Source organism: Aureimonas sp. OT7 (assembly GCF_014844055.1).
Taxonomy (GTDB): Bacteria; Pseudomonadota; Alphaproteobacteria; order Rhizobiales; family Rhizobiaceae; genus Aureimonas; species Aureimonas altamirensis_A.
In genome coordinates this window covers 2,243,169-2,255,598 of the sequence record NZ_CP062167.1, presented here as the reverse complement: position 1 = coordinate 2,255,598, position 12,430 = coordinate 2,243,169, and the positions used below count along the sequence as shown (strand labels likewise).

Sequence of the window (12,430 nt, the reverse complement as noted above, 5' to 3'; positions counted from 1 at the left end):
GTCACTCCGTGCGAATGCGAGGATCGAGCAGCGGATACAGCAGATCGACGATGAAGATCGTCGTTGCCACCGCAACGATGGACACGGTGGAAACCGCCAGGACCACCGAGTAGTCACCGCCGAACACGGCATCGATCAGCAGCGAGCCGAGACCCGGATAGTTGAAGACCTGCTCGGTGATGATGGTGCCGGAAAAGACGGTGCCGAGCGCCATCGCAAGGCCGGTGATCTGCGGCACGAGCGCGTTGCGCATGACGTAGGAGCGAATGATGCGCGGACGGCGCACGCCTGCCAGCTCGGCATAGGTGACGTAATCCTCCGTCACGATGTTCGAAACCAGGGCCCGCATGCCAAGGAACCAGCTGCCGAACCCCACAAGCACCAGCGAGATGGCGGGCAGCAGCGAATGCAGAAAGACGGACGAGGCGAACGCCCAGTTCAAACCCGGCGATACATTCATGCCGAAGCCACCGGAAATCGGCAGGACCGGCCAGACGAAGCCGAAGATCAGAAGCAGAATGAAGGCAACCACGTAATAGGGTATCGGCTGCAGGGTTACGGCCAGCATTCCGAGCGCCTTGAGGATCGCATTGTTTTGCCGGTAGCCGGCCATGCCGCCCAGGATATTGCCGATGGCGAAGGTGATAAGCGTCGATACGAAGAGCAGGCAGAACGTCCAGGGCAACGCCTGCCAGACCAGCGTCATGGCTGGCGTCGGAAACGCAATGATGGAGGGACCGAGATCGCCCACGAAGACGCGCTTCCAGAAGGTTATGTATTGCTGGACCGGCGATGCGTCGCGCCCGTAGAGGTCCGTCAGCGTGGCGCGCATCTGCTCAACGGCATCAGGACTGAAATTCGCCTGATTGATGATGCGCCCGAGCGCTGTCTCGACCGGGTCGATCGGCGACAGGTGGGTAATGAAGAACGCCGCCGATACGCCGAAGAAGATGACCGCGAACAGAAGAAGCAGACGGCCGGCCACAAAGCGAAGGTAAGGATTCATCGTGGTGCTCCACTGGGAGACGCCCGAACGGCGGAGAGGCTCGTCGTCATGAAAGCGAAAGGCAAGCGCGTAGCGGAACGGGGCGCCCGGCGGTCGGGCCGGCATTGCGCCCCGTCCGCCGATGCATAAGAAAGCGCAAGCGCCTCAGCCTGCCGGCCGGATCTGGGTCAGGACATACCGGCTGTTGCCCCAGTTGGTGACGGGGTTGGCGTAAGGCTGGTCGGCGCTCGGCCACCCGGTCCAGTACCGGTTCGATTGGATGGCGAAAACGTTGTACGCCATGATCGGAATGATCGGCATTTCGTCGATATAGTATTTGACGAATTCGTGCCCCAGCTCCAGCGTCCTCGGGTCGGAAAAGTCGATCCGCCGAATCTCCTCGATGATCTCGTCCTGCCTCGGGGTGCTGTAGCGCATAAGATTGCGCGGCGGCTGCGCCGTGCCCCGCTGCGAAACGAAGTCCGAGTGATAGCTGTCGAGAAAGAAGCTGAGATCCGGGTGGCCACCGTATGTTTCCACGGCCCAGCGGACGCAGGCGACGTAGTCGCCGGCGGTCAGCCGCTCGCGAACGTCGGGTGCCGGCTCGGGCGTCACCTGAATTCCCTGCTGCGACCACAACTGCGCCATCAGGCTGCCAAGGCGGTTGACGACGCCGTCCGTTGGCATCATCAGGCTGAAGCGAAACGGCTGCCCGTCGGGCAGAAGCCACTGGCGGCCCGACTGCGTCAGCCCGGCTGCCGTCAGAAGCTCCGTAGCCGCCTCGATATCCTGCTTCCACCAGCCATAGCCGAAGGCGCGCCGCACCTCCGCCTCGTCGCTCGGAACGCCGTCTCCGAACTGGCCACGCACCATATCCGCGATCTGCAGCGGCACCGCCGCGTCATACGGCTTGATCTTGCGTGCGCCGAGATCGAGCTCGTAATCCATAAGATATTGCTGCAGTGGCTCGTGATAGTCGCGCGGATGCGTACCGGTCGGCGGGACGGCGATCGCCGAAAGCGTGGCTGCCCCGCGATAGCTGGCCATGCTCATTGCACGCGCATCCAACATGAGGGCCAGTGCCCAGCGCACTCGCTTGTCCTGAAAGATCGGCATACCCTGCTGGTTGAACATGGCGTGGATCAGGGTGGGGTCCGGATGGGCATAAGGGAAGCCCTTGAACCACCCTTGGGTCTGCGGATCCTGCTGGATGATCGAGAAGGCGCCTTCCGGCGTCAGATCGTGGATCATGTCGAGATTGCCGTTGCGCATCTCGATCAGGCGGTTGTCGATAGAGATGTTGTTGCGATAGATCGCCCTTTCCGGAGCGGGCTCGCCGACGACGCCAAGCGAGGTGCGATCCCAGTCCGACCGCTTGTTCCAGATGAACCAGGTGCCGTTGGGGTCGAAGCTGTCGAGCGTATAGGCGCCGATGGACACAGGCGGGTTGAACGGGAAGTTCAGGACGTCGTCGACGCCCTCGAACACATGCTTCGGCATGATCCAGCAGGCGCCCCAGCGCACCGAGAAGATGGCGTGGAAGCGGGAATTCGGCTCTTTCAGCTCGAATACGACCGTTGCCGGATCCTGTGCCGTGACGGAATCCACCTGCGTCGAGAAGGTGCTGGACCAGATCATGCCCGGCGTTTCGATCTGTTTGGTGACGGTATAGACAACGTCGTCGGCCGTGAACGGCGTGCCGTCGCTCCAGAGCAGATTGTCGCGCAGGCGTACGGTCATGCGCTTGAAGTCGTCCGAATATTCCCAGGGGCCGGCCGCCAGCGAATGGTAGATGCCGTCGTCGATCTGCCCCTCGATGCCCGCATCCGGGTCGATGTACCATAGCGTGTCCATCGCGAGCTGCTGAAGCCCGTTCATAATGCCGCCTCCGGCATTCACCCAGATATTGAACCACCCCGGGTTGCGGATGGCTGATTCAGGGTTCTGAATAATGATCGTTCGCTCGCGCGGAATATCGCCCAGCGTGGGTGCGGCGGCATCCTGCGCCCAGCTCCACCCGCCGGTTGCAACCAGAAGGGCGCCGGATGCCGTGCCCGTCAGAAACTCTCGCCTGCGCATCGTTCCTCCCCGCGGGCCGTGCCCGTCTTCACCTGCGTGAACGGTCTTTGCCATTCTTGCAGCAAACCTAATTTACGCGGACCTATCGGTCAACAAACTTTCCGATATAAACCCGTTTTCATGATATCTAGTTCGGGCATGTCGGACCTCCCCGCCATGCCTGCTAAGATCGTATGTAGCTAAATGGAAAGGCGAACCATCTGGTAGGAATAGGGAGGCAGCGAGAGCGACAGTCCCTTACTTCCAAGTAGCGCCCCTGCCCCTTTGCGCGGCGCCACTTCCATGGGGTTTTCCGCTGTGTTGATTGCCCGGAGATCCGGATGCGTCATAACCTGGTGATCGATGATTTCGCGCCCGGTAAAGCCCTGTAGGTCGATGGTGGTGTCGATCGCCTCGTCCGGGTTGCGGTTGACGATGAAGAAGGTCAGCGTACCTCCATCTTCGTCATGCACGCCGGCGATATCCACGTACGGCGTCTCGGCCGCATGCTTGCTTTCATAGGAAGGCGAGCGCACAGGCATCTGCAACGCCACGCCCCGGCCGTATACGGACGCGAAATAATACGGATAGTAGATCGTCTGCGCCCAGGCCGGGCCGCCCTTTTCCGTCATGATCGGGGCGATCACGTTGACGAGCTGGGCGATGCAGGCGATGCGCACGACGTCCGACCGGCGGATGAAGGTGTTGATCACCAGCCCAACCATCAGCACGTCTTCGAAATTGTAGATATCTTCCAGTAGCGCCGGCGCATGCGGCCAACCATGATGTCCGTCGCGGATGGCGCGGTCCTGCTGCATGGAATGGTACCAGACATTCCACTCGTCGAAGCAGATGCGCACATCGCGCTTCGAGCGCTTCTTGTGCTTGACCTGCCGGATGGTGGAGGCAACCGTTTCGATGTAGCGATCCAGCTTTTCGCTCAAGGCGAGGTAGTTGGCCGTATCGCTTTCCGGGTTGCGGAAATACATGTGCAGGCTGACATAATCGACATGATCATAGGTATGCTCGAGTACGATCCGCTCCCAGTCGGGAAAGGTCGGCATATCCGAATGTGACGACCCGCAGACGATCAGCTCGAGCGAGCTGTCGAACATGCGCATCGCCCGCGCCGTGTTGGCGGCCAGCCGGCCATATTCGTCGGCATCCTTGTGGCCGACCTGCCAGGGGCCGTCCATTTCGTTGCCGAGGCACCACATCTTGACGTTCCACGGCTCGGCACGTCCGTTCTTGATGCGCAAGTCGCTCCAGTAGGTGCCGCCTGGATGGTTGCAGTATTCCAGGAAGTTGCGGGCCTCGTCGACACCGCGTGAGCCGAGATTGACGGCCAGCATCATCTCGGTCCCGACGGTCGCGCACCAGTCGGCGAATTCATGGATTCCGACTGCGTTGCTTTCAGCCGTATGCCAGGCAAGGTCGAGCCGTACCGGCCTGTTCTCACGCGGACCGACGCCATCTTCCCAATTGTAAGCGGACACGAAATTGCCGCCGGGGTAGCGCACGACAGGACAATTCAGGTTGCGAACCAGTTCAGCGACATCGCCGCGCATGCCATCGGCATCCGCAGTCGGATGGTCGGGCTCGTAGATTCCCTCATAGATCGCGCGTCCCAAATGTTCGAGAAACGCGCCATACAGGCGGTCGTCGATCTTCGAAACGACGAAATCCGTATTGGCGATGGCATAGGCTTTCATACCGCCCTCCCTTGCAGCAGACAAACTGATACGTATCAGATAATCCGTTGTGCAACAGCCGCAAGGCATTGGCAAGGGCGGATCGTCCCTGTCAGCGCACAATCCGAGGTTTCTTCAGTTCCCGGTTTGCAGACGCAGGACGATATCCTGGTCGTAGTTCCCGAACCCACGGCCGAAAATGTTCATGCCGCCGGGACGGCGTGCATCTGCCTTCACTGCGATACGCACGCGGATCGAGTGATGCGTGGCCAGATCGAGGTCCGCGATGGCGATCGGAGAGACGCGCAACCCATCGACATAGGTACCGTCGGCCGTGACGCGCCAGCTTTTCAGCTTGCCATACTGGCTGCCTTTCAGCTTCCACCAGCTTGGGGTGTACACGCCGCGCTTGTCGCCGAAGTCGCCTGGAGATGTCCAGGTGCCGATCTCGCGGCCATTGATCGACATGGTAATGTCACTTGGCCAGTCGGAAGCTGTGCCCGGCACCTCGGAGCTCAGTTCCAGCGATACTTCCAGCCCGTCCACCGTGCTGCGCGTCAAGTGTGCGTTGTTGGGAAACTGATACTCGACATATCCCCGCGTAAACCAGATCAACCCGGCGTTCATGCGTTCGGGGTTCAGGAAGGTGTCGGGCACATCGAGCAGGCCGATGATGCCGCTAGGCGAGCAAAGCCCGCAAGGAGCCGTAACCTCGCAGCTCGTGTAGAGGCCGAGCGGCATGCTCACCTCGATCATGTTCTCGCGTTGCTTGGCCACGCCTTCCTTGAACATGACAAGGATTTCGTCGAACAGGGAATAACAGATCTTCTGACTGCCCTTGCGGGCTTTCTGCGCATCGGTCCGGATCAGGCCGGCCGATTCTAGGATCTGCAGGTTGGTAGATACGGTCGACTGCGGCAGGCTCAGCCGTTCGGAAATATCGTTTCCGTTCATGCCGCCTTCGGTATGCAGGAGTTTGAGGATGCGCACGCGGGTTTCCGATGCGAGCCCCCTTATGATCTCCTGACCTTCTTCCGGATCGACGACGAGAAAATTGCGGCTCACGAAACTACCTCACGACCAAGTATGTACAGCTCGGTCATAAAACGCATTTGATTGCATATCAAGTTTTCGGGTATAAATCACTCTTGAAGACAGCAGTCCGTCGATCAGAAGGGGAAGCCCAAAGTCGCTCTTTTGTCCACAGGGCGGGTACCTAATCACCAAAATGAACCGCAGTCATAGAGCTGTTAGCCGGTCCAGAATCAACTTGCCGGAAAACCATGCTACCCTTCTCATGCCCGCCTCCCCGTCGTGGGGCCGCAGAGCCATGATGATATGCCTGGCGATCAGGACCGACAATGTCCAAGCCAACGGGCCATGAAGCATGTCGGCGGGAGCGGTCAGCCACGGCATTTCTCGGCCGGTGGCGGGAATAAGCGTAGCCCCCAATGGTCATAGCCTTTCCCGTTTCCATATGCGCGACGTAGCGCAAGAGCGGGAACCACGAACATGAGCACGTTGAAGATTATATGAACACCGCGCGCCAACTCGGACCACACTGAACCGTCCGGTTGCCGGCGACGTTTTCGGTTAAGGAATGCCCAGCAGAACCTCGGAACAAAGATTGCAAGGACGAGCACGCCGACTGTCCCATGATAGGGTCCAAAGTTGGAGATCGTGCGCATGAACTCTCCATCACCGAGGATGCGCCAACCAAGCAATGTGGTGAATTGCCAGCCGAGGAGGTAGGCGGCAGCCCAGTGCAGGCACCGGCTCACCAATCCATAACGCGCATCGGTATCCCGCCATCTTCCCGACCCGCTGACCTTGTGCCCGGTTATGCGCTGAGGTGCTCGATCAGGATTGATGCGCCCAGCAACACAAGGGCAACGCCTGACATGCCCTCCGCGATCCGGCCGAACCGTTCTCCGATCAGGCGGCCGACGAGCATGCCGCCGGATGACATGAGAAACGTTGCCAGACCGATCGCGATTGCGATGACCACGATGTTGACGTCGAGAAACGCCAGCGACACACCCACGACCATAGCGTCTAGGCTCGTACCGATAGCCGTCGCGAGAAGAACGGTCATCGATCGTCCGACCGGCGCATCTTGCTCCTTCTTGACAAGGGCGGAGAAGAGCATGTGCAGGCCGACGGCGCCGAGCAGTCCAAATGCAATCCAGTGATCGACTGCCTCGACAAAGCTGCTTGCGGCAACGCCGGCAGCCCAACCGATGACCGGCGTGATTGCCTCAACAATACCGAAAACCGCTTCTGTGCGAAGGGTTTCGGAAAAGCGGGGCTGCCCGATCGCAGCACCGCGTCCAACCGAGACGGCAAAGGCGTCGACTGACATGCTGACTGCGAGTACGGCAATGGTAAAGGGAGACATGAGAACAACCCAACGGACATGCGGAACCGGGCGCCCGTCGCACCTGTCCGCAAGCGGTGAAACGGTTGCCACGGTCTTGCTGGGCCTGTTCGGCTGAACGCGCCACGTGCTCGTGCACGAGTGTGTTGACGCGCCCCCGTTTCGCAACGGTAGCTACTCCCCGATAAGGGGCGTCCTACAACATCAAAGCCAAATTGGCAAACAGTATCAATATCTTAAATGTCTTTGATTTGCATTTGCAACTGGCGGCGACAAACAATTTCGTCCTTACCACGTCGCTCCCTTGTAACGGATTAATGAGTCGAACAGGTAAATTCACGGAAGCCGCAGAAGAACTGGCAGGACATCCGAACGCTGTAGGTACTCGACGAACTCGAAGGCTGGTTTCGCAGCGAAGAAGACGAGGCCATCTTGAAACGTCGTGTATAGCCTCCCGGTTGAAATGGTGAGTACGGGCTCATCTCGCCATCCTTGTATCGATGGCCAAAAACGTGGGACACGCTGTAGGTAAGTCTCATATGGTGCCCCGAACGCGCTACTCAGGAAGCGCTCTTCCCGTCGAATGACGAGTTGAAATGCTACGACCGATCCGATGAAGAACAGCAAGGACAGGATAATGCTGCCTGTCTGCGCACCGACCCCGCCCGCAGCGACGCTCGAGAAGAGATACAGCGGATTGCGCGTTATCGAATATGGGCCCACATCCACCAGCACCGCGCTCTTACGGTTCCCGATGTATAGCGTACACCATAGTCGGCCAAGTATGCCGATGACGATGAGACCTAAGCCAACAGCCTCGATGTTATCGTGTCGCGCTTCACTTCCCTTCGACCCGACGAAGAGCAGGCCGGCCGAAATCAGCATGATAAGGACCGCCAGTACAATTCGGCGATAGTGCTGAAACTGAGATAGGGTCATGCTATCCTGGATCCTGTTGGTGCACCGGGAAATACGCAGGTCTCAACAGCCCGAACACGGCGCTAGGCTGGTTGCAGTTCAGATAAGCTCAGGTACTGGAAGCTAGCAATGCTGAACCCACGAGTTCACAGCGAACGCCACCTTGTAGCGCGAATTGGTTGGCTCCGGGCAGCGATCCTCGGCGCAAACGATGGGATCGTCTCAACCGCCAGCCTCATTGTCGGCGTAGCTTCAGCCTCAGCATCCACAAGCGCCATTCTGATCGCCGGGACAGCTGGCCTAGTAGCTGGCGCGATGTCCATGGCGGCCGGCGAGTACGTCTCAGTCAGTTCGCAGCTGGACACGGAAAAGGCTGACATTGAACGCGAGACTAAGGAACTGCGCGAAGAGCCGGCGGCGGAATTGGAGGAGCTTGTGAGCATCTATGAAAATCGCGGCTTGGAACGAAACCTTGCAGTCGAGGTGGCGCGGCAACTGATGGAACATGACCCGCTCGGCACGCATCTGCGGGACGAGCTCGGCATGTTCGAACAGGCGACGGCCCGGCCTGTGCAAGCAGCTTTGACATCTGCGGCGGCATTTTCCATAGGAGCAGCCTTGCCACTTCTGGCCGCTGTGCTCGCACCTGCCAATCTCACCAGCTGGGCCGTGTCAGGTTCAGCACTGGTATCGCTCGCAATACTCGGATTTGTTGGCGCTGCGGCAGGCGGCGCGGGAATGGCGAAGGCTGCTGCACGGGTCACATTCTGGGGCGCGCTCGCAATGACAGTTACGGCCGCAATTGGTGCGATCGTAGGAACGGCGGTGGGGTAGCTCGATCCCCATGGCCTGACACGTGCTGACTTCGCCAATCATGTCAGCAAAGGTTTCAAATTTGTATAGTTCGGGAAATGCTGTTGCGATGTAACTGTGGTCTCTTCGTCGCGGGTGTCAATCGCAGCCGTCAGAAAGTGGACCAGCAGCATGTCTTACGTTGATCGACAAGGTAGCTCATGGACGCGGCTAAGCCGTGTACTTCATTGGGTAATCGTCGCGCTCATCCTCCTGCAATGGTTGGAGTCCGAGTACATGGAGGGTCTTTGGGACGCCACGACCGAGGGCGCTGCACTGAACTCAACTATTCAAACGTTCGGGTGGGTACACATTGTTGCTGGTACGTCTGTCCTGGTAGCTGCCGTCATCAGATTGGCTGATCGCATCAAAAATGGCCGCCCGCCCTACCCTGTTAACGAACCGAGCTGGGCCACGCTGCTTGCGAAGATCACACACGCGGGGATCTACGCCTGCCTTTTAGCAATGCCATCCTTGGGGCTTGCTGCTTGGTTAACGGAGTCTGATGAGCTTGCGGGCTTCCACACCCTGCTTTGGACGCCATTGCTCGTGCTCATCGGCGTTCATATCGCTGGCGCGCTGTCGCAGCACTTCATTTTCCATAGTGACGTGTTACGGCGTATGGTCAGGTGACCGACTAAGCTGTCCTAAAGGTAGAGCCGCTGTCGTCCGGCCGCTGATATTGAGGCAAAAGCGCAGCACTGTGGGGAAAGCCATTTGGATTTTATGAACCTTTTGAAATCCGTTGAGGAGCTCCTCTACGAGATTGTTTCTTGGCTTCTCTTCTACCCTTTGACTTTTTGGCGGTGCGTGCGCCGGCCCCAGTATATGATGAGTTATGCGCAGCTTGAACTGACGGGAGACCCGAAGTCACGCTTTGCGGAAGCACTCAGCCCGCCAATATTTTTGTTCCTGACACTAGCGATCGCCCATCTCGTTGAGCTGCGCTATGCGATACCCACGCGTGAGTTGACCGGCATATTGGCAGACGGGCGCAACCTTCTTGTTTTCCGCGCCGTCCTATTCAGTCTGTTTCCACTCCTGTTTTCAGTGCAGAGCGTCCGCCTGAAAGGACTGGCTGTCACGCGCGATACGCTCCGCCCAGCTTTTTACAGCCAGTGCTATGTCGCAGCGCCCTTCGTACTAATCTTCGATATCGCAACAACGGTTGGGCGGTACGGCTCAATCGGAGAGGTTGTAACCGGTTCCGCCGTCTTCGCGCTTGGACTACTCTGGTACGCGGCGGTACTGACGCGTTGGTTTACAGCGCACGCTGGCGTCAGGGCACTTTCGGCACTTTTGCGAGTTCTGGGAACGCTACTAGTCGGCGCCATGCTCATGCTTGGACTGACGTTGATCGTAGCGATTGCTACCGCGAACACCTAATCAATTCACTACAAGCTAGCGCGTCCGCTCATATTGGTCTGAAACGCGAAGCTAACTTGCAAAGATTTTGCCGAACTCTGATGCGTATCTGTCCCACGTGGAAAAGCGGGATCGTCTGCTGCTTCCACCGTCAGAGGACGATCGCCTTGCGGTCAAACCGCCGAAGGCTTCTGGGCTTGATGCGCAGAAGCGCTACCTCGTTATGAGGTTCAACGCGTTGGGTTAACTTCAGCCCTCAAAAAGGGCCGGTATTGAACAAGAGCTACGCGAAACCCGCGGGGCTAATCTGTTGTGGGCCGCCGCCACGGCAACACGAGCGCTCGAGGCCGCCACATGGGGCTGCCTTCGTCGCGCTAGACGGACCACCGGAATTCCACCAAACGCGCGTTAACGATGCCTTCTCGGCCGATTCAGAGACCATCTGCATCGCGATCGTCGACCGCCAGCCACGCGACCTTCGTTGATACGGCATCAGCGGCTGCAACGAACGCTTCGTCCGGCCGGCGCAAATACCGGGACGTCACGCCCCGGCTGGCATGGCTCAGGAGGCCGCCGATGATCGCATCTGAGTATCCAAGGCCGGCTGCTACCGTTGCGAACGTGTGCCGAATGGTATGCCTGCTCGCGCTGTCGATCTCAGCAGCTTCGAAGATCTTCCGCGACACTCGCTTGATGCCTTGATAGCTGCCGCTCCCACGCAGTACAGGAAAGACGAACGGGGAGCCAACTTAACGAGCTCAGGCGTTAAGGAAATCAAGAGCGGCTTTCCTACAGGTCGAACGCTCCTCCCGGTTTTTGTGTCGCCCAAGCGAAGGCACTGGACCTCATCATCGATCTCGGACCATTGCAAGTTAGCGATCTCGCCCACTCGGCACCCCGTCAGGCAGAGAAGCTCAGTTATTGCCACCGCGTATGGGTGCATGCCTTCTCTGCCCGCGCGCAGCCCTTTGCCAAGCGTCCCAGTTTCCCTTTCGCGAGCTTTGACGGGTAGCGAAGGGTGGCAAGGCAGGCGCTTGTCCATCCATCGCATCAGTATGTCTGGAAGGCGCCGAAACCCTTCGCCAGGATGGGCCCGGTCGGCAGCCCGGTTGGCGATCCACCCTCGGGCTCGAGCGTGATCTCGTAGAGCTGGTCGTTTGCCGGCGGCGGCAGGTTGAAATCGTCCAGCCGTGTCACGCGGGAGTCCGGCAAGAGATCCATGGATCTGGGGCCCATATCGGCAGAGGGCAGCGTCCACACCTGCATCACGCGATCGTCCGGCACCTCGACGGCCGCGAGAAAGCGAAGACGCGCGGTATCGTCTCCGAAATCTTCCACCATCGCCCGCGGGACGCCTGCATCATCCAGAAGAATAGCAACGACCCGCGGTTCGACAGAGGCTGCCTGCCAGCCGATCCCAAGCCCAGCGGCCAGCGCCAGCATGGCCGCCGCCGCAGCCGGCAGTACCGTGCGCCGCACCATCGACTTGCTGCCGGCCGCAGTCCGGGTAGCCCGAGACTCAAGCAATAACAAGGGATTGCGTGGGCGGACTGTACAGTATGACTGCACAACATGCCCCTTACTATGTCTGGTGCGTTTTGAGCGTGCCTTTCGTAGACTGTTCCATTCGCGGTTTAAGAGTATGCAGACGACACGTGATGAGGACCGGGGGCAAGGCGACTACACAGTGCAAGCCAAGATCGTTCTCGAGCGGATCAGGAAGTCACCTTCATCGATGAGCAAAATTTCACACGGCCGGCTTGATGTCCGCTTCTAGGAACGTATGGGTGCGCCGTGAACGACTGGGTTGGGGCGCAAAGCGGACGTTTAAGAAAGGCTCGGCGGCGGGATCACCCGGCCGGAAAATTTTTGATCCCCCGCCGGCGGCACACTACCCCAGCATGCGGTTTTAAGTTGACCCCGGGTGGGGCACGTTTACATCTTTGATCCTTGCGCGCGCACAAGGCGGGGCGGATCCAACGGTCATCAACTTTTTATGACTTACACTGATCCAGCTGGTCGTTTGATTCACCCGCAGAACTGTCAGGCAATCCGTAGCTCAAGCGTCACTCCAAGGAACCACTTTTAGAAGCAATCGGCAGGCACATTCAGTCATCGTCAACATGACTTGAATGATTTTTCATTCAATATACCGCCGCGTTTGGGTCGTTCGTAGAGTTGACA

At 58.9% G+C, this 12,430-nt stretch carries 11 protein-coding genes and 1 riboswitch; of the genes, 3 read left to right on the top strand and 8 right to left on the bottom strand.

Going from position 1 to position 12,430, the window contains the following annotated elements; all coding sequences use genetic code 11:
* Position 1: 1 nt before the first annotated feature.
* The 6 genes from IGS74_RS10860 to IGS74_RS10830 form a co-directional block, all read right to left on the bottom strand.
* Positions 2-1,006 (bottom strand): ABC transporter permease, encoded by a 1,005-nt coding sequence (locus IGS74_RS10860; RefSeq protein ID WP_192391746.1) that lies wholly within the window; start codon positions 1,004-1,006, stop codon positions 2-4.
* Positions 1,007-1,150: 144 nt separating this feature from the next.
* Positions 1,151-3,064: an ABC transporter substrate-binding protein gene (locus IGS74_RS10855; RefSeq protein ID WP_192386136.1), complete on the bottom strand. Its 1,914-nt coding sequence runs from the start codon at positions 3,062-3,064 to the stop codon at positions 1,151-1,153.
* Between the two features lie 179 nt (positions 3,065-3,243).
* Complete coding sequence (locus tag IGS74_RS10850; protein WP_192386135.1) at positions 3,244-4,755, bottom strand: alpha-N-arabinofuranosidase; 1,512 nt, start codon at positions 4,753-4,755, stop codon at positions 3,244-3,246.
* Positions 4,756-4,869: 114 nt separating this feature from the next.
* Positions 4,870-5,799 (bottom strand): helix-turn-helix domain-containing protein, encoded by a 930-nt coding sequence (locus tag IGS74_RS10845; RefSeq protein WP_192386134.1) that lies wholly within the window; start codon positions 5,797-5,799, stop codon positions 4,870-4,872.
* Between the two features lie 775 nt (positions 5,800-6,574).
* Positions 6,575-7,132, bottom strand: coding sequence for a manganese efflux pump MntP family protein (locus IGS74_RS10835; protein ID WP_192386132.1), 558 nt, complete (start codon positions 7,130-7,132; stop codon positions 6,575-6,577).
* Positions 7,122-7,306, bottom strand: a riboswitch (yybP-ykoY riboswitch). Its footprint overlaps the gene before it by 11 nt.
* 141 nt (positions 7,307-7,447) lie before the next feature.
* Positions 7,448-8,050 carry an isoprenylcysteine carboxylmethyltransferase family protein gene (locus tag IGS74_RS10830; RefSeq protein WP_192386131.1) on the bottom strand — a complete coding sequence of 201 codons (603 nt, stop codon included), beginning with the start codon at positions 8,048-8,050 and terminating at the stop codon, positions 7,448-7,450.
* 108 nt (positions 8,051-8,158) lie between these two features.
* Between IGS74_RS10830 and IGS74_RS10825 the strand changes: the two genes are divergently transcribed.
* The 3 genes from IGS74_RS10825 to IGS74_RS10815 all read left to right on the top strand — a co-directional run bounded on the left by IGS74_RS10825 (position 8,159) and on the right by IGS74_RS10815 (position 10,267).
* Positions 8,159-8,863, top strand: a complete 705-nt coding sequence (locus IGS74_RS10825; RefSeq protein ID WP_192386130.1) for a VIT family protein — start codon at positions 8,159-8,161, stop codon at positions 8,861-8,863.
* A gap of 150 nt (positions 8,864-9,013) precedes the next feature.
* A complete protein-coding gene (locus tag IGS74_RS10820; protein WP_192386129.1) occupies positions 9,014-9,514 on the top strand; it encodes a cytochrome b/b6 domain-containing protein in 501 nt (166 codons plus the stop codon).
* An 84-nt stretch (positions 9,515-9,598) separates the two neighbouring features.
* Positions 9,599-10,267 (top strand): MFS transporter permease, encoded by a 669-nt coding sequence (locus IGS74_RS10815; RefSeq protein WP_192386128.1) that lies wholly within the window; start codon positions 9,599-9,601, stop codon positions 10,265-10,267.
* Between the two features lie 410 nt (positions 10,268-10,677).
* Here the strand turns inward: IGS74_RS10815 and IGS74_RS10810 are convergent, their stop codons facing one another.
* Together IGS74_RS10810 and IGS74_RS10805 are read right to left on the bottom strand one after the other, a co-directional pair.
* Positions 10,678-10,941: a hypothetical protein gene (locus tag IGS74_RS10810; RefSeq protein WP_281413065.1), complete on the bottom strand. Its 264-nt coding sequence runs from the start codon at positions 10,939-10,941 to the stop codon at positions 10,678-10,680.
* A 355-nt stretch (positions 10,942-11,296) separates the two neighbouring features.
* On the bottom strand, positions 11,297-11,815 hold the full coding sequence (locus tag IGS74_RS10805) for an anti-sigma factor (protein WP_281413001.1): 519 nt from the start codon (positions 11,813-11,815) through the stop codon (positions 11,297-11,299).
* Positions 11,816-12,430 lie beyond the last annotated feature (615 nt).

Bases quoted from the DNA above. Each gene is read 5' to 3' on its own strand.
- IGS74_RS10850 (WP_192386135.1), bottom strand. From the start codon at position 4,755: ATGAAAGCCTATGCCATCGCCAATACGGATTTCGTCGTTTCGAAGATC.
- IGS74_RS10820 (WP_192386129.1), top strand. From the start codon at position 9,014: ATGTCTTACGTTGATCGACAAGGTAGCTCATGGACGCGGCTAAGCCGT.
- IGS74_RS10860 (WP_192391746.1), bottom strand. From the start codon at position 1,006: ATGAATCCTTACCTTCGCTTTGTGGCCGGCCGTCTGCTTCTTCTGTTC.
- IGS74_RS10835 (WP_192386132.1), bottom strand. From the start codon at position 7,132: ATGTCTCCCTTTACCATTGCCGTACTCGCAGTCAGCATGTCAGTCGAC.
- IGS74_RS10830 (WP_192386131.1), bottom strand. From the start codon at position 8,050: ATGACCCTATCTCAGTTTCAGCACTATCGCCGAATTGTACTGGCGGTC.
- IGS74_RS10855 (WP_192386136.1), bottom strand. From the start codon at position 3,064: ATGCGCAGGCGAGAGTTTCTGACGGGCACGGCATCCGGCGCCCTTCTG.
- IGS74_RS10825 (WP_192386130.1), top strand. From the start codon at position 8,159: ATGCTGAACCCACGAGTTCACAGCGAACGCCACCTTGTAGCGCGAATT.